The organism is Pseudomonas sp. CC11G (assembly GCF_056174845.1).
On sequence record NZ_JBWBZC010000022.1, the window covers coordinates 16,833 to 42,441 of the forward strand.

At 62.0% G+C, this 25,609-nt stretch carries 23 protein-coding genes and 2 pseudogenes; 17 read left to right on the top strand and 8 right to left on the bottom strand.

Annotated elements, in window-relative coordinates:
* The first annotated feature begins 111 nt into the window (after positions 1 to 111).
* From AC0V2S_RS21620 to AC0V2S_RS21630, 3 genes are all read left to right on the top strand, one after another.
* Entirely contained in the window at positions 112 to 825 is a 714-nt protein-coding gene (locus AC0V2S_RS21620; RefSeq protein ID WP_475511518.1) for a response regulator transcription factor, read from the top strand.
* On the top strand, positions 822 to 2,279 hold the full coding sequence (locus tag AC0V2S_RS21625; RefSeq protein WP_475511519.1) for a sensor histidine kinase: 1,458 nt from the start codon (positions 822 to 824) through the stop codon (positions 2,277 to 2,279). Before AC0V2S_RS21620 ends, AC0V2S_RS21625 begins: the two co-directional genes overlap by 4 nt.
* Positions 2,280 to 2,442: 163 nt before the next feature.
* Complete coding sequence (locus tag AC0V2S_RS21630; protein ID WP_475511520.1) at positions 2,443 to 4,335, top strand: methyl-accepting chemotaxis protein; 1,893 nt, start codon at positions 2,443 to 2,445, stop codon at positions 4,333 to 4,335.
* Here AC0V2S_RS21630 and AC0V2S_RS21635 read toward each other — a convergent pair.
* Together AC0V2S_RS21635 and AC0V2S_RS21640 are read right to left on the bottom strand one after the other, a co-directional pair.
* Complete coding sequence (locus tag AC0V2S_RS21635) at positions 4,332 to 5,465, bottom strand: YbfB/YjiJ family MFS transporter (protein WP_475511521.1); 1,134 nt, start codon at positions 5,463 to 5,465, stop codon at positions 4,332 to 4,334. The genes AC0V2S_RS21630 and AC0V2S_RS21635 overlap by 4 nt on opposite strands.
* Positions 5,462 to 6,304 carry a LysR family transcriptional regulator gene (locus AC0V2S_RS21640; protein ID WP_475511522.1) on the bottom strand — a complete coding sequence of 281 codons (843 nt, stop codon included), beginning with the start codon at positions 6,302 to 6,304 and terminating at the stop codon, positions 5,462 to 5,464. Before AC0V2S_RS21640 ends, AC0V2S_RS21635 begins: the two co-directional genes overlap by 4 nt.
* A gap of 78 nt (positions 6,305 to 6,382) precedes the next feature.
* On the opposite strand from AC0V2S_RS21640, the gene AC0V2S_RS21645 reads away from it, so the two are divergent.
* Entirely contained in the window at positions 6,383 to 7,444 is a 1,062-nt protein-coding gene (locus AC0V2S_RS21645; RefSeq protein ID WP_475511523.1) for an NAD(P)H-dependent flavin oxidoreductase, read from the top strand.
* A 121-nt stretch (positions 7,445 to 7,565) separates the two neighbouring features.
* On the opposite strand, the pseudogene AC0V2S_RS21650 reads toward AC0V2S_RS21645, so the two are convergent.
* Positions 7,566 to 9,039 (bottom strand): annotated as a pseudogene (locus AC0V2S_RS21650) (aldehyde dehydrogenase family protein).
* A gap of 71 nt (positions 9,040 to 9,110) precedes the next feature.
* The gene (locus AC0V2S_RS21655; protein WP_475511524.1) at positions 9,111 to 9,923 is read right to left on the bottom strand and encodes a helix-turn-helix domain-containing protein; all 813 of its coding nucleotides are present in this window, start codon (positions 9,921 to 9,923) and stop codon (positions 9,111 to 9,113) included.
* Positions 9,924 to 10,076: 153 nt separating this feature from the next.
* Here AC0V2S_RS21655 and AC0V2S_RS21660 point away from each other — a divergent pair, with 153 nt between their 5' ends.
* The gene (locus tag AC0V2S_RS21660; RefSeq protein ID WP_475511525.1) at positions 10,077 to 11,465 is read left to right on the top strand and encodes an NAD(P)/FAD-dependent oxidoreductase; all 1,389 of its coding nucleotides are present in this window, start codon (positions 10,077 to 10,079) and stop codon (positions 11,463 to 11,465) included.
* Between the two features lie 36 nt (positions 11,466 to 11,501).
* On the top strand, positions 11,502 to 11,858 hold the full coding sequence (locus tag AC0V2S_RS21665; RefSeq protein ID WP_475511526.1) for a cupin domain-containing protein: 357 nt from the start codon (positions 11,502 to 11,504) through the stop codon (positions 11,856 to 11,858).
* A gap of 156 nt (positions 11,859 to 12,014) precedes the next feature.
* Here the strand turns inward: AC0V2S_RS21665 and AC0V2S_RS21670 are convergent, their stop codons facing one another.
* Positions 12,015 to 12,908 carry a LysR substrate-binding domain-containing protein gene (locus AC0V2S_RS21670; protein ID WP_475511527.1) on the bottom strand — a complete coding sequence of 298 codons (894 nt, stop codon included), beginning with the start codon at positions 12,906 to 12,908 and terminating at the stop codon, positions 12,015 to 12,017.
* 131 nt (positions 12,909 to 13,039) lie between these two features.
* On the opposite strand from AC0V2S_RS21670, the pseudogene AC0V2S_RS21675 reads away from it, so the two are divergent.
* The 8 genes and pseudogenes from AC0V2S_RS21675 to AC0V2S_RS21710 all read left to right on the top strand — a co-directional run.
* A pseudogene (locus AC0V2S_RS21675) lies at positions 13,040 to 13,476 on the top strand (ABC transporter ATP-binding protein); the annotation flags it as partial.
* A gap of 111 nt (positions 13,477 to 13,587) precedes the next feature.
* A complete protein-coding gene (locus AC0V2S_RS21680) occupies positions 13,588 to 14,139 on the top strand; it encodes an ABC transporter ATP-binding protein (RefSeq protein ID WP_475511572.1) in 552 nt (183 codons plus the stop codon).
* A gap of 48 nt (positions 14,140 to 14,187) precedes the next feature.
* Positions 14,188 to 15,303 carry an ABC transporter substrate-binding protein gene (locus AC0V2S_RS21685; RefSeq protein WP_475511528.1) on the top strand — a complete coding sequence of 372 codons (1,116 nt, stop codon included), beginning with the start codon at positions 14,188 to 14,190 and terminating at the stop codon, positions 15,301 to 15,303.
* A gap of 1 nt (position 15,304) precedes the next feature.
* Positions 15,305 to 16,165, top strand: coding sequence for an ABC transporter permease (locus AC0V2S_RS21690; RefSeq protein WP_475511529.1), 861 nt, complete (start codon positions 15,305 to 15,307; stop codon positions 16,163 to 16,165).
* The gene (locus AC0V2S_RS21695; protein WP_475511530.1) at positions 16,162 to 17,007 is read left to right on the top strand and encodes an ABC transporter permease; all 846 of its coding nucleotides are present in this window, start codon (positions 16,162 to 16,164) and stop codon (positions 17,005 to 17,007) included. Before AC0V2S_RS21690 ends, AC0V2S_RS21695 begins: the two co-directional genes overlap by 4 nt.
* Positions 17,008 to 17,094: 87 nt before the next feature.
* Complete coding sequence (locus AC0V2S_RS21700; RefSeq protein ID WP_475511531.1) at positions 17,095 to 18,246, top strand: M24 family metallopeptidase; 1,152 nt, start codon at positions 17,095 to 17,097, stop codon at positions 18,244 to 18,246.
* A 10-nt stretch (positions 18,247 to 18,256) separates the two neighbouring features.
* A complete protein-coding gene (locus AC0V2S_RS21705; protein ID WP_475511532.1) occupies positions 18,257 to 19,360 on the top strand; it encodes an arginase family protein in 1,104 nt (367 codons plus the stop codon).
* A gap of 298 nt (positions 19,361 to 19,658) precedes the next feature.
* Positions 19,659 to 20,501, top strand: a complete 843-nt coding sequence (locus AC0V2S_RS21710) for an MASE2 domain-containing protein (RefSeq protein WP_475511533.1) — start codon at positions 19,659 to 19,661, stop codon at positions 20,499 to 20,501.
* A gap of 229 nt (positions 20,502 to 20,730) precedes the next feature.
* On the opposite strand, the gene AC0V2S_RS21715 is transcribed toward AC0V2S_RS21710, so the two are convergent.
* Complete coding sequence (locus AC0V2S_RS21715) at positions 20,731 to 21,174, bottom strand: type II toxin-antitoxin system HicB family antitoxin (RefSeq protein ID WP_475511534.1); 444 nt, start codon at positions 21,172 to 21,174, stop codon at positions 20,731 to 20,733.
* Between the two features lie 14 nt (positions 21,175 to 21,188).
* Entirely contained in the window at positions 21,189 to 21,401 is a 213-nt protein-coding gene (locus AC0V2S_RS21720; protein ID WP_475511535.1) for a type II toxin-antitoxin system HicA family toxin, read from the bottom strand.
* A 321-nt stretch (positions 21,402 to 21,722) separates the two neighbouring features.
* Here AC0V2S_RS21720 and AC0V2S_RS21725 point away from each other — a divergent pair, with 321 nt between their 5' ends.
* Complete coding sequence (locus AC0V2S_RS21725; protein WP_475511536.1) at positions 21,723 to 23,396, top strand: arylsulfatase; 1,674 nt, start codon at positions 21,723 to 21,725, stop codon at positions 23,394 to 23,396.
* Positions 23,397 to 23,514: 118 nt separating this feature from the next.
* The gene (locus tag AC0V2S_RS21730; RefSeq protein WP_475511537.1) at positions 23,515 to 24,051 is read left to right on the top strand and encodes a DinB family protein; all 537 of its coding nucleotides are present in this window, start codon (positions 23,515 to 23,517) and stop codon (positions 24,049 to 24,051) included.
* Positions 24,052 to 24,134: 83 nt separating this feature from the next.
* Here the strand turns inward: AC0V2S_RS21730 and AC0V2S_RS21735 are convergent, their stop codons facing one another.
* On the bottom strand, positions 24,135 to 24,755 hold the full coding sequence (locus AC0V2S_RS21735; RefSeq protein WP_475511538.1) for a phosphoadenosine phosphosulfate reductase domain-containing protein: 621 nt from the start codon (positions 24,753 to 24,755) through the stop codon (positions 24,135 to 24,137).
* 197 nt (positions 24,756 to 24,952) lie between these two features.
* Here AC0V2S_RS21735 and thrH point away from each other — a divergent pair, with 197 nt between their 5' ends.
* Positions 24,953 to 25,570, top strand: coding sequence for a bifunctional phosphoserine phosphatase/homoserine phosphotransferase ThrH (gene thrH, locus AC0V2S_RS21740; RefSeq protein ID WP_108096708.1), 618 nt, complete (start codon positions 24,953 to 24,955; stop codon positions 25,568 to 25,570).
* Positions 25,571 to 25,609 lie beyond the last annotated feature (39 nt).

Genomic DNA, 25,609 nt, shown 5'->3' on the forward strand with positions numbered 1-25,609 from the left:
AGAGAACTGCCGGTCGCGAAGTCCTCACGTAAAGTTAAACAAATCGTTATACCTGGCCCCGGCCAATCCCCGCACAATGGCCACCTCGCGCGCCCACAAGGAAACGCTTCGATGGAGCAGCAACGCCGCGTCCTGCTGGTTGAGGACGACGCCCATATCGCCAACCTGTTAACCCTGCACCTGCGCGACGAGCAGTTGCACGTGGTGCATTGCGCCGACGGCAACGAAGGTCTGCGCCAACTGCAGCAGGGCGGCTGGGACGCGCTGATTCTTGACCTGATGCTGCCCGGCGTCGACGGCCTGACCCTCTGCCGCGAAGCCCGCGCCATGACCCGCTATACCCCGATCATCATCATTAGCGCGCGGGCCAGCGAAGTGCACCGCATCCTCGGCCTGGAACTGGGCGCCGACGATTACCTGGCCAAACCGTTCTCGGTATTGGAACTGGTCGCGCGGGTAAAAGCCCTGCTGCGCCGCGTCGACGCCCTGGCCCGCAACGCCCGTTTGGACACCGGCAGCCTGAGCAGCGGCGGCCTGTTTATTGACCCTCTGGCCCGCGAAGCTTCCCTGGATAACCAACGCCTGGACCTGACCCCGCGCGAATTCGACCTGCTGTATTTTTTCGCCCGCCAGCCCGGCCAGGTATTTTCCCGCATGGATCTGCTCAACGCCGTGTGGGGTTACAGCCACGATGGCTACGAACACACGGTGAACACCCATATCAACCGCCTGCGCGCCAAGATCGAGCGCGACCCGGCGCAACCGGCGCGCATTCTGACCGTATGGGGCCGCGGCTATAAATTTGCCGCCGAGACGGTGGTATGAGGCTGAGCCTGACGCAGCGCCTGTCCCTGGTATTTGCCGCGTTGCTGCTGGTGTCGTGCGCGGCCTCGGCCTGGCTGCAACTGCGCGCCAACCATATGCGCGAGCTGGAAGTGGTGCAGGGGTTGTCCCGGCAACTGGCCGCCACCATCGCCCGCGACAGCCATCTAATGGACGCCAACGGCTTACGGCCGGATGCCGCGCGGCAATTGTTCAGCCAGCTGATGGTGGTTAACCCCAGCGTGGAGGTGTACCTGCTCGACGACCAAGGCGCCATCATCGGCCACGCCGCCCCCGAGGGCCGCTTGCACCGTGACCATGTCGATCTGGCGCCGCTGCGCCGTTTTCTCGCCGGCGACCGCCTGCCGGTGCTGGGCGACGACCCGCGCAGCGTCGATGGCCGCAAGGTATTCAGCGCGGCGCCGCTCAAAGTACAGGGCCGCGATATGGGGTTTATCTACGTAGTACTGCTAGGTGAAGACCACGACCAACTGGCCGAGCAGGACGCCACCAGCGCGGCACTGACCACCACCTTGTGGTCGTTGGCGCTGGTGGCGTTGTTGTGCCTGGTCGCCGGTCTTTTAGCCTTCGCCTGGATCACCCGACCGCTGCGGCAACTGACCGACACCGTGCGCCAGTTCGACATCAATGGCGTGCCCGCGCCGCTGCCCGGCGCGGTGGCTGAAACCGTCCATGAAGGCCATGAAATCGCCGTACTCGACAGCGCCTTCCGGCAAATGGCCGAACGCCTCGGCGAGCAATGGCGCGAGCTCACCCGCCAGGACCAGCAGCGCCGCGAGCTGATCGCCAATATCTCCCACGACCTGCGCACGCCGCTTTCGTCGTTGCACGGCTACCTGGAAACCCTGCAACTCAAAGACGCCACGCTCACCCCGGCCGAACGTCAACGCTACCTGGGCATCGCGCTGGACCAGAGTCGCAAAGTGGGCGCCCTGGCGCAGTCGTTGTTCGAACTGGCACGCCTGGAATACGGCTTCGTCAAACCCGAGCTGGAACCCTTCGCCCTGACCGACCTGCTGCAGGACGTGCTGCAGAAATTCGAACTCAGTGCGCAGTCACGGGAAGTGACTATGCATGCCCATTTCCCCGCCCACGTGCCGCCGGTGCGGGCCGACCTGGGTCTTATCGAACGGGTGCTGACCAACCTGCTGGATAACGCCTTAAGACACACGCCGGTCGGTGGGCGGGTGGATATCCACCTGCAACCCCAGGGCCTCGACGTGCTGATCACCGTCGCCGACACCGGCCCCGGCATCGCCCTGGAACTGCGTGAAGGTCTGTTTCAACGGCCCTTCACCTTGGGCGGCGCGCGGCGCGATGGCGGTTTGGGCTTGCGGATCGTGCACAGCATTTTGCAACTGCACGGCAGCTCCATCCGCCTGCTGGACCAGCCGCAGGGTGGCACGGCGTTTTGTTTTGGGTTGCCGCAGGCGTAGAAATGTCGCTTCACTGATATTTCCCGGCCCCGTTCTCCGGCTAAATACCGCCCCCCTGAACGCAGCGGCCAAAAGCCGCCTGCGTTCTGACCGATTTCTGCCTTACTCATTACGTAAGCTGCGTGCGTCGGTCCCTTTGCCGAAAATTCTGGAGAGCAGTGCAATGGCGCTCAATCTGAAGTTCCGCCACAAGATTTTGTTGGCGGCAGGTTTAACCGTGGTGTTTGCGTTCACGGTGTTTGTGCTGTTCAACGATTACCGCCAGCGGCAAACCCTGCGCGTGGATGCCGGGCGTTCCATGGCCGAGTTGGGCGCGTTGACCACGTCCAATATCCAGACTTGGCTGCGCGGCAATATGGCGCTGGTCGATTCCATGGCGCAGCAGATCGCCGCGCAGGGTGCCGGGGCGGATGCGCTGAAGCAGATCGTCGGCTTGCCGGTATATGGCGCGGCCTTTCAGCTCAGCTATTTTGGCGGCGCCGATGGCCTGATGTTCTCGGTGCCAGCTGGCTCGCGCGCGGCGGATTACGACCCGCGTGCCCGTGGTTGGTACAAGGCGGCGATGGCGGCGGGGCAGACGGTGGTCACCGAACCCTATATCGCTGCGTCGTCCGGCAAGCTGGTGATTACCGTCGCCACCCCGGTGAAACAGGGCGGTCAGGTAATTGGCGTTGCGGGCGCGGATATCGATCTGGGCAGCGTCAGCGCCACCATCAACTCGCTGGATTTCGATGGCCACGGCCATGCCTTTATCGTCAGCAGCGACGGCAAGATTCTGATCCACCCCAACAAAGACCTGATTCTGAAAACCCTCGCCGAAGCCTTCCCCGGCAGTGGTCTGGTGGCCAAGTCGGGCTTGAGCGATGTGACCGCCAATGGTGAAGACCTGCTGGTGCAGTTCACTCCGATGCAGGGCATTGCCTCGGCCAACTGGCAGCTGGGCCTGGCGCTGGAGCAGTCGTTTGCGTTTTCGATGCTCAAGGAATTTCGCGTCACGGCCTTGCTGGCCACGGTGATTGCCGTGGTCGCCATCATCACCTTGCTCGGCATTCTGATTAACGTGCTGATGCAGCCGCTGTTTGTGATGGGCAAAGCGATGCAGGACATCGCCGAAGGCGAGGGCGACCTGACCCGCCGTCTGCACGTGCAGCGCCTCGACGAGTTTGGCCAGATGGCCGCCTCGTTCAACCGCTTTGTGGAACGGATTCACCAGTCCATCAAGGACGTGGCCTCGGCCACCCACCACGTAAATGAAGTGGCCTCGCGAGTGGTCAGCGCCTCCAATGCCTCGTTGCTCAACTCCGACCAGCAGGCCACGCGCACCACCAGCGTGGCCGCCGCCATCAATGAACTGGGCGCCGCCGCCCACGAAATCGCCCGCAACGCCGCCGTGGCGTCCGAGCATTCGGCCGATGCCAGCGCGCTGTCGGCTGAAGGCCAGCAGGTGCTGGGCCAGTCGATTGCCTCCTTGCGCGAGCTGTCGCAAAAAATCAGCGACTCACGCGGCACCATCGAGGAGCTGAACGCCAAGACCGTGAACATCGGTCAGATTCTCGAAGTGATCACCGGCATTTCGCAGCAGACCAACTTGCTGGCCTTGAACGCCGCCATCGAAGCAGCGCGTGCCGGTGAAGCCGGGCGTGGATTTGCCGTGGTGGCCGATGAAGTGCGCAACCTGGCGCACCGCACGCAGGAGTCGGCGCAGCAGGTGCAGAAGATGATCGACGAACTGCAGACCGGCGCCCGCAGCGCAGTGACCACCATGGCCGAGAGCCAGACTCAGAGCGATAAAACCGTGCAGGTGTCCAACCTGGCCGGCGAGCGCCTGGGCAGCGTGACCAGCCGCATTGATGAAATCGACGGCATGAACCAGTCGGTGGCCACCGCCACCGAGGAGCAAACCGCCGTGGTCGAAACCATCAATATGGATATCACCGAGATCAACACGCTGAACCAGGACGGCGTGGAAAACCTGCGCACTACCCTGCAAGCGTGCAAAGAGCTGGAGCAGCAGGCGGCGCAGTTGAGTCAGCTGGTGCGCAGCTTCCGCATCTAACCCAGGCGGATACACAACAGCGCGGCGGCGGCCAGTACCACGCCGGCTACTGCGAGCGGCGGGGAAAACGACTGGTTGGCTGCGTAGAGGTAGTTGGCCACCAGCGGCCCGGCGATCTGGCCGACGCCGTAGGCGGCAGTCATGGCGGCGACCACGTTAAAACGGACGCTGCCGGCCAGGCGGCTGGCAGCGGACAAGGCGATGGTTGCCGTGCCCATAAAGGTGCCGCCGACAATGATGGCGCTGGCCAGATAGGCGAGTGGCGAGGCGCTGAATACCGGCAGCACCACGCCCACGGCTTGCACGGCCAGGTTGGCAAACAGCGCGGTGCGGGTGCCCCAGCGGACCACCGCGCGCTGCCATAAAAAACACGACGGCACGGCGCCCAAGCCGAACAATGCCCATACGTGAATGGGCGGCAAGTCGGCCACGGCCTTGCTGACCAGCAGGGGCAAAAACGTGGCGGTGACGATATAGCCGAAGCCGGCCAAGCCATAAATACCGATAAGTTTGCCGATGCCCAAGGTGAGCGTGCCGGTTGGTGCGGTCTGAGTCGGTTTGGCGTTTTCATCGCTGGCTCGATGGCTCATCCCGGCCACGGCCAGGACTGCCAACGCCGTCGCGCTTACGGCCAGCAAGAGCCATAACCCGTGGCTATGCAGACCAAAAAACTGCCCGGCCGCGAGTATTTCCGCCGACACCAACACCCCGACGCCCACCCCGGCATACAGCACCGGCGCGCCCTGGCTGTAGCCCTTGTTTTGCAGCAACCACACCGAGGCGCCGACCATCGCCAAGGCGCTGAACACGCCGGCCAAACCACGGATCACCACGATCAGCCAGGTGCTTTCGGCCAGCGCCAGCGCAGCCAGGCTAAAGGCCGTGGCCGCCAGCATGGCGAGGCACAGGCAGTAGGCATGACGGTTGGCAATGCCCACGGCGAGTAGCGCGCCGAGCAGGTAGCCGCCGTAGTTCACTGAAGCGGCAATGCTGCCGGCATGCACGGTCAGCAACCCGTCGCCGACCATCACCGGGTAGATGCCAGTAAAGGCAAAGCGGCCAAAGCCCATAGCGACAGCCATCACCAGAGCAGCGGCGAGGGCTGCGATCAACGGTTGATGGCGGGTCACAACGCGTCTCGCAGTGCAGCAAAAGTGGGCGTGTTGAAGCCGCGGCGCCAGACCAGCCAAGTGTCGATCTGCAGCACCGGGTGGGTGTGAATGGCGGGCGGGTCACGCAGCAATTCCAGCACGCTGCGCGGCATCAGGCTCACGCAGCTGCCGGCCGCCACGCAGGCGAGCATGGCGTGGTAGGAGCCCACTTCCTGAATCGTCAGGGCAGAGTTGGCCAGCCAATCTTCGGCGATGGACCGGTAGCTACAGCCGGGGCGAAACGCGGCGAGTGAACGGACCGCCACATCACGCGCATTGCTAATCGGCAGATGGGAGGCGGGCAGCAGCAACAGCAGTTCCTCGCGAAACACCGGTGCTCCTTCAAGGCCGATGGCATCAAGGTCTTCAATGTCTTTGGTAAGGGCGACCAGCGCGCAGTCCAGCACGCCATTGCACACGGCATCCAGCAACGGCCGTGAAGGGCCGGTGGTAATGCGCAGCTGCACGTCGGGATAACGGTTATGGAACTGCGCCAAGGGCGTAGGCAGGCGGCTGGCGGCGGTGCTTTCCATACTGCCCAGGCGCAATACGCCCTGCGGCGCTTGCGGGCGCAGCATCTGCCGGGCTTCTTCGGCCAGGGCCAGCAGCCGGTTGGCGTAGTCGAGAAACCGCTCACCTTCGGCCGAAAGACTCAGGCGTTTGCCTTCACGCACAAACAGCGCCACACCCAGTTGCTCTTCAAGCTGCTGAATACGCGTGGTCACATTCGACTGCACACGCCCCAGCTGCTTGGCGGCACGGGTAATACTCAGTTCGGCGGCGACAGTGCAGAAGATTTCCAGGGATTGATGATCCACTTTACAAATCTCGTTTAGAGAACATAAAGTAAATACTATTCTGTAAATAAGATTTATGAAAGCCGGAGTCTGCCGCCCATGTCCATTCTCAACTTGTTGAAGATTCAGCACCCGATCATTCAGGCGCCCATGGTGGGTGTGTCTACGCCGGAGCTGGCGGCGGCGGTCTCCAATGCTGGTGCGCTGGGCTCTATTGGTCTTGGCGCCAGCAGCGCGGCGCAGGCCGAAGCGATGATTCGCGCCACCCGTGCGCTGACCTCGGCGCCTTTTAACGTGAACCTGTTCTGCCATCGCCCGGCGATTGCCGATGCGACGCGCGAAGCGGCCTGGTTGGCTGAACTGCAGCCGCTGTTTGCCGAGTTCGATGCACAGCCGCCGGCCCGATTGAATGAAAGCTACCGCAGCTTTCTGGCCGGTGAAGACACCTTGAACGTGCTGCTGACAGAGCGCCCGGCGGTGGCCAGTTTCCATTTTGGCTTGCCGCCCAAGGCGTGGATCACGGCACTTAAAGCGGCGGGGATTGTGACGTTGGCGTGCGTGACTTCGGTTGAGGAAGCGCAGTTGGCGCAGGAGGCCGGGGTAGATGCGCTGGTGGCGCAAGGCGTGGAAGCCGGTGGGCATCGGGGGGTGTTTGATACGACGCAAGATCGCCTGCTCGGCACCTTCGCCCTGACGTCGTTGGTGGCGAACGCCAGCACGCTGCCGGTGATTGCGGCGGGCGGCATCATGAATGGCGCCGGCATTGCGGCGGCGCTGCAGTTGGGTGCCAGCGCGGTGCAGATGGGTACGGCGTTTATTCTCACGCCGGAGTCGGCGGCCAATGCGCACTACCGTGCGGCGCTACAAGGTGCGCGTGCACACAACACTCGGGTGAGCGCGGCGATTTCCGGGCGGCCGGCGCGGGGGATGGTGAATCGGTTGTTTGATGAGCTGGATGCGTTGGGGGCAGGCAATCTGCCGGATTACCCGATTGCCTATGACGCGGCGAAAGCGTTGGTGGCGGCGGCGAGTGCCAAGGGCAATACCGACTTCGCCGTGCAATGGGCGGGGCAGGGCGCGCCGCTGGCGCGTGAGTTGCCGACGGCGAAGCTGATTGAAACGTTGGTGGAGGAATTGCGGTTGGCGCGGGGTACGCCGTAAGGCGATGGATTCTGGGTCCCCGCCTGCGCGGGGACGACGGTGTACTTAAAAAAACATCCGTCATTCCCGCGTAGGCGGGAATCCAGGAGGCGGCGGATGGGGTCGTTCAGCAGTGTCCTTATCAATCGCGCAGATACCAACCCCATTTCTCAGCAGTGGCGTACTCCGTAATTTGCTTCGTCTCCAAATAGTTGCTAAACCCCATTCCCCAGCTCCCGCCCAATCCCGCTCTGCTTGTACCCACCCCAAGGCGCTTGCACAAAAGTCGGTTGCGAGCAGTTGATCCACACAATCCCCACCCGTAACGCACGGGCCACACGTTGGCACCGCGCGGTGTCTTGCGACATCACCGCCGCCGCCAACCCGTACTGACTGTTATTGGCCTGGGCGATGGCATCGGCTTCATCGGTAAACGTACGCACTGCCAACACCGGGCCAAAAATCTCTTCACACCACAGCGCGCTGTCAGCCGGTACATCGGTAAAAATCGTCGGCTCAACAAACCAGCCTTTATCCAGGTGCGCCGGACGTTTGCCGCCGCAGAGCAACGTGGCGCCGTCGCGTTGTGCCTGGGCGATGGCCTCCAGCACTTTGTGGTACTGGCCCTCGCTGACTAACGGCCCCAGCAACGTGCCTTCAGCCAGGCCGTCGCCGATGCGAATCTTCTGCGCCTCGGCCACCAGCCGCTCGATGAGCCGCGGGTACAACCCTTCCTGCACCAACAGGCGCGAGGTCGCCGAACACACCTGGCCCTGGTTAAAGAAGATGCCCATCAGTACCCATTCCACGGCGGCGTCTAAATCGCTGTCGTCGAAGGCGATAAAGGCCGATTTGCCGCCCAGCTCCAGGCTAATGTTTTTCAGGTCCTGCGCGGCGGCCTGCATGATGCGCCGGCCGGTGGGCACGCTGCCGGTGAAGGCCAGTTTGTCCACGCCTGGGTGTGCGCTCAGCGGCGCGCCGCAATCCGGGCCGAGGCCGGTGACGACGTTCAATACGCCCTTGGGCAAGCCTGCGGTTTCGGCGGCAGCGGCCAATTCCAGTGCGCTAAGCGGGGTGATTTCGGAAGGCTTCAAAACGGCAGTGCAACCGGCAGCCAGGGCCGGGGCGACTTTCCATGCGGCCATCAGCAATGGGTAGTTCCAGGGCGTGACCAGCCCGGCGACGCCAATGGGTTCGCGCACGGTATGGCAGGTAAAACGCTCGTCTGGCAGTTCCAGCGGCGTACCGTCGGTGTTGAGGGTTTCGGCCATATCGGCGTAGAAGCGGAAGCAGCCGATGGCATCGGCCACGTCCCACTGCGCTTCGGTGAGGGGCTTGCCGTTGTCGAGCACTTCCAGGCGAATCAGTTCGTCCTGGCGGGCTTCCAGGGCATCGGCCATGGCGCGCAGGTAGCCTGCCCGTTCAGCGCCACTCAGGGTTGGCCACGGGCCTTCGTCGAACGCACGGCGGGCGGCGGCGACGGCCTTGTCGATATCCCGCGCATCGCCGGCGGCGACATGGTGCAGCACAGCTTCGGTGGCGGGGTTGTACACGGCAAACCGCTCGCCGCTGGCGGCCGGCAACCACTGGCCATCGATAAACAGGTGTTCACGCATTGCCGCTTCTCCGTACTTGCAAAGCTTCGGAGCCTAGCGTTCTCGTTCAAGCGGATGAAGAGGGGCTTTTCTCAACGGGTCCGCTGCAACACGTATTGCTTGGGCGTAACCCCGGTGTGTTGCTTGAAGCAGCGATAGAACGTGGACAGCGAGTTGAACCCCGCCGCCTGCGCCAGCTCATCGATACGGCTCGGCGCTTCGCTGGCATGCAAGCGTTCCAGCACCTCGCTCAAGCGCAGGTCATTGAGAAACGCGTAGAACGTTTGCCCGCGCACCTGGTTGAGAAAAAAAGAAATCTGATTACGCGTGTAGCCGGTCGCGGCGGCCACTTGCGGCAGGTCGAGGGCGGGGTTGAGGTAGGGTTTGCTCTGCTGAAAATACTCGTGCAGGTCCTTGGCCAACGCGCCCACCTGACGGGCCGACAAGCCCAGGCGGCTGATGGTGTCGCTGCCTTCCCGGGTTGCCGGTTTTACCGTGGCATTGCTGACCAGCACGGCGTATTCGTTGACCTTGAAAATCAGCCCGTCGCGCACCGACAACGCCTCGATGGCGCTCAGCGACACCAGCCCGTCGCTGCCGTTGAGGGTCACCTGGTATTGCAGCACGGCGGTGTCGCCGTCGATCAGCAGGCGCTCGGTGTAGGTCTGCAATTCTTCCGCGCCCAACGGCATGCTGGCGGCCAGGTAGTCGCGCAACTGGGTGTAGGCGATGCGGCGGTTTTGCAGTTTGTCGTGGTAGTCGATGGCTGGGTCGTAGAGCGCCATGAGGGCGTCCAGGTCGCGGTTTTTCCAGGCCTGGTGGTAGGCCAGGATGACCGCGTGGGTGGCGGCGCCGGCGGGGTCCGGGTGGAAGACGGCAGCGGTGGGCAAATCAGGGACTTTCACAACAAGCTCCAGCTCACAGGATTGGCATCAGGTTCGGGAGTATTCCAGAAGCGCAACTTTTCCGCGCGTGCCCGCTGCGAGGTGGGCGCCCTCGCTAACGGCGGTGGCTTTCCTTTAGAACTGGCACATCGTTTTGTTCTGGAGCACCTGTGCATGTCCGCCAACCTGCTGCTGTCTGCGGCCTGTCCGTATCCGTATTGGCAAGACTCCCACCCCCGCGCAGAAACCGCGCCACGGCTCACGGCCGATATCAGCGCTGACCTGGCGATTGTCGGCGGCGGTTTTCTGGGCCTGTGGACGGCGCTGTTGGCCCGCAAACGTTGGCCGCACGCCAGCATCGTGTTGCTGGAAGCCGGCGAGTGCGGCCTGGAAGCCAGCGGGCGCAACGGTGGTTTTTGCGCGCCGAGTATTTCCCACGGTGTATCCAATGCCCTGAAACGCTGGCCCAAGGAAGCAGAACAACTGATCCGCATCGGCCGGGAAAACCTCGAAGCGTTTGCCGAAGATTTGCAGGAATTCGGCCTGCAGGTGGAGTTCGAACGCGCCGGCAAACTCAACGTCGCCAGCCAGCCCTGGCAGGTTGAGGGCTTGCACGCCATGCAGCGCAACTACGCGCGGTTTGGCGTGGAGTGCGAGTTTTTGGAGGGCGCCGCGCTCAAGGAAAAACTCGATTCGCCCGCTTACGTGGCCGGTATTTTCGAGCCCAATTACGCGCTGCTGAACCCGGCAAAAATGGTCGGCGAATTGCGCCGCGTGTGCCTGGAGCAGGGCGTGCAGCTGTTCGAGCATTCGCCGGTCAGCGGCCTGCGTAGCGATGGCAATCAGCAGCTCTTGGAAACCGGCCTCGGCACGGTGCGCGCCGGCAAGGTGGCATTGGCGACCAATATCGCGCCGCCGCTGCTGGGCAAACTCAAGGCGGCGGTTATCCCTATCTACGACTACGCGCTGGTCACCGAGCCACTCAGCGACGACCAACTGGCCGCCATTGGCTGGCGCGAACGCTACGGCATTGCCGACAGCGGCAACCAGTTTCACTACCTGCGCAAAACTGCCGACAACCGCATTTTGTGGGGCGGCTACGACGCCATCTACCACTACGGCAGCCGCCGCGATGAAGCGCTCACGCAGCGCCCGGAAAGTTTTCTGCGCCTGGCCGAACAATTCCAGAGCACCTTTCCAGCGCTGGCCGGCGTGCCGTTCAGCCATGCCTGGGGCGGCATTATCGACACCTCGGCGCGCACCACGCTGTTCTGCGGCACCGCCTCCAATGGCCAGGTGGCTTATGCCCAGGGCTTTACCGGGCAGGGCGTCTCGGCCACCCGCTTTGCCGCGCTGACGGTGCTGGACCTGCTCGAAGGCCGCACCAACGAGCGCACGCAGCTGGCGATGACCGGCACCGCGCCGTTTCCTTTTCCGCCTGAACCGCTGCGCTATGTCGGCATCAGCCTGGCCCAGCGCGCGCTGGCCGAGGAAGACCAGACCGGCCAACGCAGCTTGCTGCTCAAAGGCTTCGACGCCCTGGGCATCGGCTTTGACTCCTGACTTTACGCACAACTTTTACCTGAAACGGAACCGACCATGACCCCACAACACGTGATTGATTTTGCCAACCCGCAACTGGCGCCCGTGGAGTTTGAAACCAACGACCCGCAGGCCGTGGACACACCCTATACCGCCCGCAGCTGGCGGCATTTTGTGGAGCCGAGCAAGAAAGCCACCGCCGGTATCTGGGAAGCGCCGCCGCACCTGGAACGCTGCGAGTGCGACTACGACGAGCTGTGCCATTTGCTCGAAGGGCAGGTGCGGTTGACCGATAGCGAGGGCGTGAGCCGCGAGTTCAATGCCGGGGATACGTTTGTGGTGGCGGCGGGGTTTAAGGGCACTTGGGAGAACCTCACCAAGGTGCGCAAGGTATTCATGATTTTGCGTGGCTAGAGTTGAGCGCCGTTCGGGCGGACAACGTGCATGGCTTTCGAGTCTGGATTCCCGCCTGCGCGGGAATGACGGTGAACGGGAGTTAAGCCTCCGTCATCCCCGCGCAGGCGGGGATCCAGAATGTTGCGGCGTACATTTTCTTTTGTACCAACCCCGTCAGCCGACTCTTTCAATCAACTCCAATTCCCTTACCAACCAATCCGCAAACGCCTTGGCCAGCTCATTCGCCCCGCGCGGCGGCATGATGATGAAGTACGGGTGCGGCGCCGGAAATTCGATATCGAACAAGCGAATCAACGTGCCCTGGGCCAACTGCTCGCCGGCCAGAATATGGTCGCTAATGGTGATGCCCGCCCCGGCAATGGCGGCGCCAATGGTCAGCGAGGCGTTGGGCAGATAGATGTTCTGCCGGCCTTGCAGGCTGGGAATACCGGCCGCCAGAAAATAGCGGCTCCAGTCGTAGCCGTCGTCTTCGTGCAGCAGCACCTGGCGCGCCAGGTCGCGGGGTTTGCGCAGCGGTTCGTTGCCGTTGAGCAAACGCGGGCTGCACACCGGGAAGTAGAGGATGTCGCCCAGCGCGGCAATGCGCTGGCCTTCCACTTCGCTGTCGCCAAAGGAAATCACCATGTCCACACCCTGGTTGGCATGTTCGATGGAGAGCAGATGCAACGCCACATCCGGGTAGTCACGCAGAAACCGATCGAGCATGCCGGAGATACGCGCGAGCAGCGCCGGCGCGCAGGCGATGCGCAAATTACCGGCCGGGGTGGCGGTGGGCAGGGCGGTTTGAATATCGCGCAGTTGCTCGAACGCGCCGTTCACCAACTGGCTGAGCTTGCGCCCGGCGGGGGTCAGGTGCACGCCGCGGCCTTGGCGCTCCACCAACGCCACTTCCAACTCTTCTTCGAGCTTCTTGATCTGATGGCTGATCGCGCTGTGGGTAACGTGCAGCTCCAGGGCCGCAGCCCCCGTGCTGCCTTGCCTTACGAGTGCCTCAAAAGCGCGCAGAGCGATCAGCGAGGGCAGGCGGCGTGTGGCTTTCAGGTGCATTTTTGGCGGCTTTTATGTGAATTGAATTCACACGAAACCTAGAAAACAAATCAGTTGATGTCAATTTAATTTGCCGTGACGATAGGGTCACAACAAGACGCCAAGCGCGCTTTGATTACGAGGTCAGTCCCATGTCGGTATCCGCAGAACACTTCGTCGACCTGCTGCAGTTGGGCAAAAGCTATGGCGAAACCCGTGCCTTGAGCGACCTGACGCTGCATATCAAGCGCGGCGAATTTCTCACCCTGCTGGGCCCGTCCGGCTCAGGCAAAAGCACCACCCTGATGATGCTCGCCGGCTTCGAACAGCCGAGCGAAGGCCGCATTCTGTGCAACGGCCAGGACATCACCGGCTTGCCCGCCGACCAGCGCAATTTCGGCGTGGTGTTTCAGGGCTACGCGCTGTTCCCCATATGAGCGTGGCGCAGAACATTGCCTACCCGCTCAAGGTGCGCAAAGTGCCGGCCGCCGAGATCAGCGAGCGCGTCGGCCGCATGCTGGAGCGCGTGGGTTTGGCCGGCAAAGGCGACCGCAATATCAAGCAGCTTTCCGGCGGCCAGCAGCAACGCGTGGCCCTGGCCCGTGCGCTGATTTTCGAGCCGCCGTTGCTGCTGCTCGATGAACCGCTGTCCGCCCTCGACCGCCGTCTGCGCCAGGAAATGCAGGTGGAGCTGGCGCGTATGCACAAAGAATTCGGCACTACCTTCGTGTTCGTCACCCACGACCAGGAAGAAGCCCTGGCGCTGTCCGACCGCGTGGCGGTATTCAACCACGGTCGTCTGGAACAACTGGGTACGCCGCAGGAAGTGTACGAGCGCCCGGCCAGCCGGTTTGTGGCCAACTTTCTCGGCGACACCAACCTGCTCAGCGTGCGCGATATCAGCCGCCGCGACGATGCCTTGGTGTGCAGTTATCAAAGCCGCCCGCTGTGGGTAACCCAAGGCGTGCAACAGCCACTGCCCGCCGTGAGCAGCGAAAGCTGGCTGGCGATTCGCCCCGAACATGTCGACCTGCAGCCGCTGGCCCAAGTCGGCAACGGCAATGGCGTGGTGGCGCAGGTGGAACACCTGACCTACCTCGGCACCCACGTGAACGTGGACTTGCGCACGCCCGATGCCCAACAGATTGCCCTGCGCATTCCGGTCAGCCACCCGTTGTTGAACGGCCTGGAGCGAGGGCAGCCGTATTGGTGCACCTGGAGCCGCCAGCATGGCCATCTGCTTTCCACCTAATAACAAAACCGCTCGATCACCTGCCGCCACCTTTGAAGGGAACCTGGGATGAAAGACAAACAGCGCTTTATCGATGACGCCGTAGAAATCGCGCAAGAGCGCGTAGAAGCCGGCACGCTCAGCCGCCGCAGCTTCAACCAATTGCTGATGGTGATGGCCGCCGCAGCCGGCATGGGCCCGCTGCGCCATGCCTTTGCCGATGGCGGCAGTCTTGTCGTGGCCAACTGGGGCGGCGATGCCGTACCGGCCTTTGAAAAGAGCTTCGGCGGCTTTAACGCGGCCAGCGGTTTGAAGCTGATGGTGGACGGCAGCGGCCCCACCGAAGGCGCGGTGAAAACCCAGGTGAACAGTGGTGCCGTGCGTTGGGATGTGTGCGACGGCGAAATGTATTCCTCGTATCGCCTGGGCAAGGAAGGCGTGCTGACGCCGATTGATTACAGCGTGGTCGACAAGTCGCTGATCGGTTACGGCGACATCCACGACTTTGGTCTGGCCAACTACACCTACAGCTACGTGATCGGGTTTGACGCGAAGAAATTCGGCAAGAACCCACCCAAGAGCTGGGCGGATTTCTGGGACGTGAAGAAGTACCCGGGCAAACGCACGCTGTACAAATGGATGAGCGCCAACCTCGAGTGCGCGCTGCTCGCCGATGGCGTGCCGGCCGACAAGCTCTACCCGCTGGATGTTGACCGCGCCTTGCGCAAGATCGAAGAACTGATGCCCCACGTGGTTACCCACTGGTCCACCGGCGCCGAGTCGCAGCAATTGTTGCGTGACGGTGAAGTGAGCATGGGTCAGATGTGGCACACCCGCGCCGAGCTGGTGAAGCAAGACACCGGCGGCGCCATCGACTGGACCTTCGACAACGCCATCGTTGCCCCATCCGTGTGGTTCGTGCCGAAGAACAACCCGGCCGGCGCCGCCAATGCCATGAAGTTCATCGCCTACGCCCTGCGCCCCGAAGTGCAGGCCAAGCTGATGGAGGTTTACAACATGGGCCCGGTCGATTCCAAGGTGAACAGCCTGCTGTCGCCGGAGCTGCAGCGCATCAACCCGACTTCGCCGGAAAACCTCGGCAAGCAGGTGTCGATGAACAACCTGTGGTACGCCGACCATTACAGCGAAACCCTCGACCGTTACCTGGCGTTGATTGGTGGTTGATATGACGTTGGCCAAAGGAAGAGGCGGGCAGGGCACGCTGCGCATTTATGCGCTGCTGATTCTGCCGCTGCCATTGCTGATCGTGGTGGGCTACCTGCTGCCGACCCTGGGCGTGCTGGGCTGGAGCCTCAGCCTGCCCAAGGTGGGCCTGCAGAACTACGCCACCATCCTCGACAGTGCGGCGATTCAGGCGGTGATCTGGCGCACCTTGCGCATCTGCCTGCTGACCACCGTGATCAGCGTGGCGATTGCCTACCTGATCGCCTTCCGTTGGCGCTTTGCCTCGGCGCGCGGGCGCTTGTTGATTGAGCTGTTCGTGCTGCTGCCGTTCTGGCTGTCGATGCTGATTCGCGCCTTCGCCTGGCTGGTATTGCTGCGTAACGATGGGCTGGTGAATCAGGGGCTGATGGGGCTTGGGTTGGTGGACGAACCCTTGGCGCTGGTGCGCAACGAACTCGGGGCGTTGATCGGCATGGTGCACTTTATGGTGCCGTACGCGGTGCTGCCGTTGCTGTCTTCCATGCGTCAGGTGGACGACAGTTTGCTCAGGGCCAGCAGCAGCCTGGGTGCCGGCCGCTGGCAGAGTCTGCGCGATGTGTTTCTGCCGCTGACCATGCCCGGCGTGGCAGCCGCTTCGGCCACGGTGTTTGTGTTCAGCCTCGGTTGCTTTGTCACCCCGGCACTGCTCGGCGGCGGCAAGGCGGCGATGCTGGCTGAAAGTATCTATATCCAGATGTTCCAACTCTCCAACTGGGGCCTGGGCGCTGCCCTGAGCATCGTGTTGATGGCCATGGTCGCGGTGTGCGCTGTGGTATTCGGCAAGTTGGTGGGCTTTGGACGGTTTACCGGGAGGCAGGCATGAGTACCGCGTTGAGTAACCCGGCCGCCGTGGTGGCTGCACCGACTGGCTACACGCCTCGGCTGAATATCGCCAAGTGGGTGTCGATTGCGGCGATGTTGCTGGCGGCGCTGTTTCTGCTGCTGCCGATTCTGGTGATTGTGCCGTTGTCGTTCGGTGACCAGCGTTACCTGTCGTTCCCCGACGGCGCCTGGTCGCTGCGCCACTACCTGACGCTGCTCGACACCGCCTGGCTCAGCTCGATTCTGCAAAGCCTGGGCCTGGCCATTGTGGTCGGGCTGCTGAGCACCGTGCTGTCGTTTCTGTTCGCCACCGGCATCTGGCTGGAGCCGCGTTACCGCGTGCTGCTGACCGCGCTGGTGCTGCTGCCGATGATCGTGCCGCAGGTGGTGTCGGCGATGTCCATCTATTACCTCGGCGCTCGGGTGCAGCAACTCGACTCGTTGATTGGCGTGGGCTTTGGGCACTTGATGATGGCGCTTCCGTATTCGCTGATCGCCATGCTGGTGGCGTACAGCCGGCTCGATACCAGCCTGTACAAAGCCTCGCGCTCCCTCGGCGCCGGCCTGGGCATGACCATCGTGCAGGTGCTGATGCCCAACGTGCGTGGCGGTTTGGCCGGGAGCTTTTTCATGGCCTTTATCATGTCGTGGGAAGAGGTGGTGGTGACGCTGTTCACCAGCGGTCTGCACGTGATCACGCTGCCCAAGCGTATCTGGGATGGCCTGCGCTACAACCTCGACCCGGCCATTGCGGCCATGTCCACGCTAATGGTGTTTCTCACCCTGGTGGTGTTGCTGGTGCGCTTGTACCGCCACGACCACACGTCCTCACCGGGCCGCTAGCCGGCCCCGCTTTTACGTAACACCCAACTTCGTATCACCCAACTCCAAGAACAACCCGAGCACCTTTTCCCTAAGGAGGGATTCCTCATGATGACTGCTTTCCCACTGCGCACGTACCGTCAACGCATTGAGGCGGTAAAACGCCGGATGACCGAGCGTGGTCTGGATGCCCTGGTGATCAACTACCCGGACAACATCAACTACCTCACCGGTTTCGATAGTCTGGGTTTTCTCTGGTACCAGGCGCTGATCATTTCGCCAAAACTGGCCAACCCGATTTTTCTGACGCGCACCAGTGAAGAGCCGTGCACCTATGAGCTGTCGTGCCTGGAAGAGGGGATTTTTTACGATATCGCCAAGCAGGACCCGCTGCGTATCGTCGCCGACTCGCTCGAAGGCCTGGGCTTGAGCCAGGGCCGTATCGGCCTGGAAATGCAGGCCTCGACCTTTAGCGCGCTGCAATACACCACGCTGCTGCGCCATATGCCCCACGCGCAATTTGAAGATGCCTCGGTGGTGGTCGCCGAAGAGCGGTTGATCAAGACCGCCGAAGAAATCGAATACCAGCGCACCGCTGCGCGTATGGCGGATCAGGGCATGCGCGCCGCGTTTGAAGCGCTGCGTCCGGGCATGTCTGAAGTGCAAATCTCCGGCATCGTCGCCAAGGCCCTGGGTGACGCCGGCAGCGAGTACGCCGCCATCAGCCCGATGTGCGCCACCGGCCGGCGCAGCACCATGACCCACGCCATGCCACACCGCCTGACCATCAGCCCCGGCGATGTGGTGATTCTGGAACACGCCGGCGTGTGCAACCGCTACCACGCGATTTTGATGCGCACCGCTGTCATCGGTAAGCCGACCGCGCGGGTGCGCGAAGTGTCGACCCTGCTGACCGAAGCCTTTAACGCCGCTGTCGATATCGCTAAACCGGGCACCCCGGTGGGCGAGGCCAACCGCGTGTGCAATGAAATTCTCGACCGCATCGACCTGTCGCGTACCCGCGTGCACCGCATCGGTTACAGCCTGGGCCTGGCGTATCCGCCTACCTGGTTGGAAGCGATGATGGTCGATGAAGCCGACGACCATGTGTTCCAGCCGAATATGTCGTTCTCCATCGAGCCGAATCTGTCGTTGTACAAGGAAGGCTTTGGCCTGAAATTGGGCGACACCGTGCTGTGCGGCAAAGACGGCTCGCAAAGCATGTCCGAGATTCCACCTGAGCTGCACGTGATCGACTGAGGAACGCGGCATGAGCAAAGCAATGGATGTGTTCTGGCACGACGACGTGCTGCGCCACGACACCGGGTTTGGCGTGTTTGAAGCGCCGCCCAGCGACCTGCTGGACCACCAGACCCAGCACCCGGAAAGCAGCCCGCGCCTGATGAATATGCGCGCGGTGCTGCGTAACGGCCCGGTGGCGGAACAGCTGGCCTGGCACGCCGGGCGGCATGCGACCGAGGCCGAGTTGCTGCGGTTTCATACGGCGGCTTACTTGCGCAGTATCGAAAGTGCCGACGGCAGTGGCCGGCGTTTCAGCAGTACCACGCTGATGAACGCGGGCAGTTTGTCTGGCTTGCTGGCCGCCGCCGGCACCAGCCTGGCTGCCCTGGAGCAAACCCTGGAAACACGCCGCCCGGCGATGGCCCTGGTGCGCCCACCAGGCCACCACGCGGCGCCGGCGATGGCCGATGGATACTGCTTTTTCAACAACGTCGGCGTGGCGGCTCAGGCTGCCCGCGCCGCCGGGCTTGAACGGGTGGCCATCGTCGACTGGGACGTGCACCACGGTAACGGCACCCAGGCCGGCTTCTACGCCGACCCAAGCGTGCTGACCATTTCGCTGCACATGGACCACGGCGCCTGGGGCCCCAGCCACCCGCAAACCGGCGGCGTGGACGAGCGCGGCGAAGGGGCGGGCGAGGGCAGCAACCTGAATATTCCGCTGCCCTTCGGTGCTGATGATCTGACGTATGCGATGGCGTTCGAGCGGTTTGTGGAGCCGGCCATTCGGGCATTCGCCCCGCAGTTGCTGATCATCGCCAATGGCCTGGACGCCTCGCAGTTCGACCCTAACGGCCGGCAGCTGCTGACCATGAAAGGCTTCAACCACCTGGCGCAGCGCGCCCGTGTACTGGCTGACGAACTCTGCGAGGGGCGGTTGCTGGTTGTGCAGGAGGGCGGCTACAACCCGGCCTACAGTGCCTACTGCCTGCATGCGGCGACAGAGGGGTTTATTGGTCAGGCGTCGAGCCTGCCGGATCCGTTGGCGTATATGCCGGCGTTTGCCGGGCGTAGTGAGGCGGATATCGCGGCGTTGGCGGCGGCGTTGGATAAGGTGGGTTGGCGGTTTTAACGCCAATACGTTAATCGTTGAAACGGCCGGGCGGCGATCTCAGCAGCCGCCCGGTACCTCGCTTGCCACGCGCTACCTCATGACACGCAGGCGCCTAACACGAGGCTTTTGTCGAGAACGGGGGCGTTTACTCCTTATAACCTCCTACATTAGGATGCGGTCGGCTTGATATTTTTGACGCGCTTCACGGTTTACCGAGCGCGTTTTCAATACGGCACGCGCTTCCAAATCACGCCGTTTTTCTGCCCCACCCGGGCGATATGTTCATTGCACGTTCAGCGTCGATCCGCAGAGGTTTATGGCTATTGATCGTAGTAGGGCAGCGGGCGTCAGCTTCGCTAAACGGGTCTACCACTCACGGATAGTGGGTTGCGCGCTGAGCCTGGTGTTTGTCGCGACAACGGTCTATCCGGCTGGCGGCTGGCTCTGGGCGCTGATGATCCTGAATGCCTTTATATGGCCGCACCTCGCGTTTCAACTCGTGCTGCGCTCGCCAGAACCATACCGGGCGGAAGTGCGAAATCTTCAGCTCGATTGTTTATTTGCCGGCGGTTGGATCGTCGTCATGCAGTTCAGCGTGCTGCCGACGGTACTGATGTTGTCGATGGCGGCGATGAACAGCGTGACCACCAAGGGGCTGCGGCTTCTGGTGCAGGGCCTGGTTGCCAATGCGCTGGGCGCAGTGCTTACCGGCGCGATAATGGGTTTTCAGATCAACCTGAATACGGCGCCCCAGGTCATCTGGGCGTGCCTGCCCATGCTGGTGCTGTATCCCTTTACGGTGGGTTGGTCGAGCTACGAGCTGGCCGTGCAATTGCTGCGGCAGCGAAAAGCCCTGGCCATCGTGACGGGCTTTGATGAGCGCATGTTTGTATCTGTCGATCGCTGGCTGTACCGCCTGGCGCAGGTGTTTCTGCGCTGCCGCTGCGGTTCAAGCCACGCTACCGTGGCCGTCATCCGCATCGATGAATTCCAGGCGCTTCGTAGCCAGCATGGCGCGCTGGTGATGGATGCCCTGAGTGCCCGTCTGGGGCAATTGATCAAAGGCGAAATTCGTAGCAACGACGTAGTGTGCACGCCGCAGGCCGGGGAGTTTCTGGTTCTTTGCTGCAATCCGGAGCAGGCGGTGCACGCTCGCTGACCGACCGTGTGGAAGCGTTCTTTAATGAGCGTGTCGACGAAGCGGACGACCTGCCGACAGGGCGTGTCTGTGTGGGCCTGGTCGAGTTTTCGTACGGGTTTTCGAGTGAAAACGAATGGCTGCGGTTGGCAAAGGAGCGTGCTGAAAAGAGCAAGCCGCAGGAGCACGTTGAGGGCGAAACTGCCGGGGCCGCGTTAGTTCCGCAATCGTCTTAGTTAGTGTGCAGCGGTTAAAAAAACAAGGGCGCCGATTGGCGCCCTTGTTGTTTAAGCACCCTGTAAACCCTGAGCGCTGCGCTGGCCAGGAAGCCGGATCGGCTTTTTTGGTCCGGATGGTTTTTCACATAGTCGTCGATGCGCTTGAGCAGGTTTCCCGGCAGGGTGATGTTCAGCTTCTCCGCGCGGCCCATATATTGGGTGACGTCGATATCCACCAACGCCCAGGTACAACCTGCGAAGTCGGGGTTGGCAGCATGGACGGTTACTTTGCTGGCGATAGGAATCGCGCCACCGTCTTCGGCCAGCACTTGCAGATGGCCTTCAATGGCTTCGCGCGCCATGGCCATCGCGTCGTCCAGATCATCGCCCGCAGAGAAACACCCTGGAATGTCTGGTACCTCGACTCCCCACGCGTAATCGTCGTCGCCGGGAAGGATCGCAATTGGATAAAGCATGGTCTGGTTTCCTTCTACGCTAAAAACACGCCGCTCGAGGTGAGCTGGGCCTGCTTCAAAATGCTGTTTACGGTTTTGATCTGCAGATCTTTTTTCGGGTGCGGGACGGTCACGATTCCCTTTTTGAAGGGGTGTTTGTAGTGATGGTGGCTTCCCGTAACCCTTACCAAATACCACCCGTCTGCCATGATCGTTGCTATCAGCTTGCGACTGTTCGCGCTGCCCATTTTTGCTTCCTTGCTGGTGGGTATAATAACTACCGTTTTAAATTTATCAACACTATACCCACCAAGTATTCCTGTTTCTGTCAAAGAAAAAGCCGGCTCTGGACGCAATCTCGGCGTGATATCTCTCCTTGAGAACCGGGTAATCGCCCGTTAAACGTCGCGTTAGAAAGGGGCCGCGCAAAAAAAACCGCGATCGCGAAGCGCTTCCCCGCAAATGCCAAAAAGGCATCGAAAATATTCAGGAAAGGAACTGGCCAGCCATCGGGCGCGCTCTCTTTATAGCCGCTCTTATCGCTAAAACGCATTGGTCTTGAATTTAATATGAGTAAACGTCCGAATTTCCTGCTGATTGTTGCCGACGACCTGGGCTTCTCCGACCTTGGCGCCTTCGGTGGCGAGATCGAGACACCCAACCTTGATGCGCTGGCGACCGCCGGTTTGCGCCTCACCGACTTTCACGCTGCCTCGGCCTGCTCGCCGACCCGCGCCATGTTGCTTACCGGCACCGACCACCATCTGGCCGGCATCGGCGCCATGGCTGAATTCAGCGACGAAACCATCCGCCGCAACCCCGGTTACGAAGGCCACCTGAACCAACGTGTGGTGAGCATCGCCGAGCTCTTGCGTGACGCCGGCTACCACACGCTCATCTCGGGCAAATGGCACCTGGGCCGCACCCCGGAAACCTCCGCAGCCGCCCGTGGGTTTGAGCGTGCGTTTATTCTTGAAGGCGCCGCACACAACCATTACGGCTGGGCGCCGGATGTGCCGCCGCACAAAATGCCGCGCTTGCTGCATGCGGTGGAGGGCACCTACCGCGATGGCCTTGAACCGCTGGCCGAGCTGCCGAAAGACTTCTATTCCTCCGACGCCTTTACCACGCGCCTGCTCGATTACCTGGGCGAGCGCCCGGCCGATGGCGACCGCCCGTTTTTCGCCTACCTGCCATTTTCCGCCCCGCACTTTCCGCTGCAGGCCCCGGATGAATTGATCGCCAAATACAAAGGCCGCTATGACGGCGGTCCGGATGTATTGCGTGAACAGCGCCTGGTGCGGCTTAAAGAATTGGGCCTGATTGGCGCAGATGTCGAAGCCCACCCGGTGGTGGCCAATACGCCGAACTGGCACGAGTTGGACGAAGAAGGCCGGCAACAATCGGCGCGCGCCATGGAGGTGTACGCCGCCATGGTGGATCGCCTGGACTGGAACGTGGGCCGGGTAGTGGAGCACCTGCGCGCCAGCGGCGAACTGGATAACACCGTGGTTATTTTCCTCTCCGACAACGGCGCCGAAGGGGCGGCACTGGAAGCCTTGCCCATCGTCGGCAAACGCGCCCAGCGCTTTATCGGCAAGCATTACGACAACAGCCTGGAAAACGTCGGCCGCGCCAACTCCTACGTGTGGTACGGCCCGCGTTGGGCGCAGGCGGCCACCGCGCCGTCGCGTCAATTCAAACTGTTCACCAGCCAGGGCGGCATTCGCGTGCCGGCCTTTATTACCTGGCCGGGGTTGCAACGCCAGGGCGCGATCAGTCACGAATTCTCCACGGTGATGGACATTGTGCCGACGCTGCTGGAACTGGCCGGCGCCAATCACCCCGGCACGCGCTACCAGGGCCGTGATGTGCTGCCGATTCGTGGCCGTTCATTGCTCGCTTACTTGCAAGGCACCGAGGTACAGCCGCATACCCAAGACGAAACCACCGGCTGGGAACTGTTCCGCGCCCGCGCCATGCGCCAGGGGCAATGGAAGGCGCTGTATATCCCCAAACCGGATGGTCCAGGCCGCTGGCAGCTTTACAACCTGGACCGCGACCCCGGCGAAATTCACGACCTCGCCGAAGCCGAGCCCGAGCGTTTGCGCGCGCTGATCGAGCATTGGGATCGCTATGTAAATGAAACCGGCGTGCTCGACTTCAGCTTTGGCGGGCGACTGCTGCGCGAGCTGGGACGCGGCATTGTGCGGGTGTTTACCCGGCAGCCACGGACGTTGTGAGCAAGCACCACCGACCTGGCTGATCGGCACTACCATGCCTTAGCCCTTTGCAGCAGCTGCATTGCGCTGGCCCTGCTGGCAAACTGATCGGCGGATTTGCTCGTAACGAGGTTTGCCGATGTCCAGCTGTGAACACCTGTTCTTGATGGCCGCTTACAACGCCGCCATGAACCACAAACTCTATGCCGCCGCGGCGAGCTTGCCGAACACCGAGCTGATGGCCGACCGGCAGGCTTTTTTCACCTCGCTGTTCGGCACGCTCAATCATGTGGTGGCGGGGGATATTGTCTGGCTGAAACGCTTTAGCGAACACCCGGCGGATTTTCCCGCGTTGCGCGAGATGGCGCAGATCGACAAGCCGGGCAGCCTGCGGGATTTGCTGTGTACCGAGCTGGATAAGTTGCTGGAACGGCGCTTGCGCCTGGACGGGATTATCAGCGCCTGGGCGGCGCAGGTTACAGAGCCGGATATGGCGCACTTGCTGCGCTATCAGAATTCCCAGGGCACCCAGCAGAAGCCTTTCGGCGCGCTGACCGCGCATTTCTTCAATCACCAAACCCACCACCGCGGGCAGGCCACGACCTTGTTGTTTCAGGCGGGGGTGGATGTGGGGTCGACCGATTTGCTCGATCAGATTCCGAATCAGGGCATCTAAAAAGCTTCGCGACCAAGGTCGCTCCTACGGGGTGCGTTGCCTGTGTAGGAGCGACCTTGGTCGCGAAGCAGTTGATCTTCTGATCAGTGGCTGATGTGTAGGCCACACTCGCGGTTGTCTTCGCCCTTGGTGGGGTCGAAGTAGTCGAAGTTATTCGGCAACCCATGCTTGGTCAGGTACTGATACAGATCCTTCGACGACCAATGCAGCAGCGGCGCGACCTTGATCAAACCATCCGGGTTGATGCTGATCGGGTCCATCGTGGCGCGCACGGCGGTATCGGTCGCACGCAGCGCGGTGAACCATACGCCCGGTGCCGTTTCACGCAGGGCGCGGGTGAAGGGTTCGAGTTTCACTTCTTCGGTAAAGGCTTCATGACGCGGATCGTCCAGGCCTGGCACCGGGCCTTCTAGCGCTTCGCGGTGGGCGCGGCTGCGTTTGGGCAGGTAGGTGATCAGGTTGAGGTTCAGCGCGCGCGTCACTTCATCGGCGAATTTGTAGGTGGCTTCGGTGTTGTAGCCGTTGTCCATCCAGATGATCGGGATGTCCGGCTTCACCTGGCTGACCATATGCAGAATCACGGCTTCAAACGGGCGGAAGTTGGTGGTGCAAATGGCGGTCTTGCCCAGGCCGAGCGCCCACTCCACCAGCTTTTCCGGCTGGTTGGCGAATTCGGCGTTCAGGGTGTCCAGATCGAGGTCCATTGCAAGGCTCCAGGTTCAGATGGGCGGGGAGGGCGATGGTAGCAAAAACCGCCGGGAGCCGGCAGCGCGCCGTGGTGATAGGCACTATCAGCGCCAATGAACCAGCGCCGATTAACGGAGCCCGGCGGCGCGTTGCGTGGGCGCAGGCAAGTCGCTAGAGTGCCGCCTTCTTTCTGAATCCCGTTTAGGAGTGCCCTGTGGAAATCGCCTGTCTCGACCTGGAAGGTGTGTTGGTCCCGGAAATCTGGATCGCCTTCGCGGAAAAAACCGGTATCGAAGCGCTCAAAGCCACCACCCGGGATATTCCGGACTACGACGTGCTGATGAAGCAGCGCCTGCGCATTCTTGACGAGCACGGCCTGAAGCTGGCCGACATTCAGGAAGTGATCGCCACCCTCAAGCCGCTGGAAGGCGCCGTTGAGTTCGTGGACTGGCTTCGCGAGCGTTTCCAGGTGGTGATTCTCTCGGACACCTTCTACGAGTTCTCCCAGCCGCTGATGCGCCAACTGGGTTTCCCGACCCTGCTGTGCCACAAGCTGATCACCGACGAAACCGACCGCGTGGTGAGCTACCAGCTGCGCCAGAAAGACCCCAAGCGTCAGTCGGTGCTGGCGTTCAAGAGCCTGTACTACCGCGTGATCGCCGCTGGCGACTCGTACAACGACACCACCATGCTCAGCGAAGCCCACGCCGGCATTCTGTTCCATGCCCCGGAAAACGTGATTCGCGAATTCCCGCAGTTCCCGGCGGTGCACACCTATGAAGACCTCAAACAGGAATTCATCAAGGCCTCCAATCGCGAGTTGAGCCTGTAAGGGCTCCTGTGGGAGAGGCTTCAGCCTCGATGCTTTTAA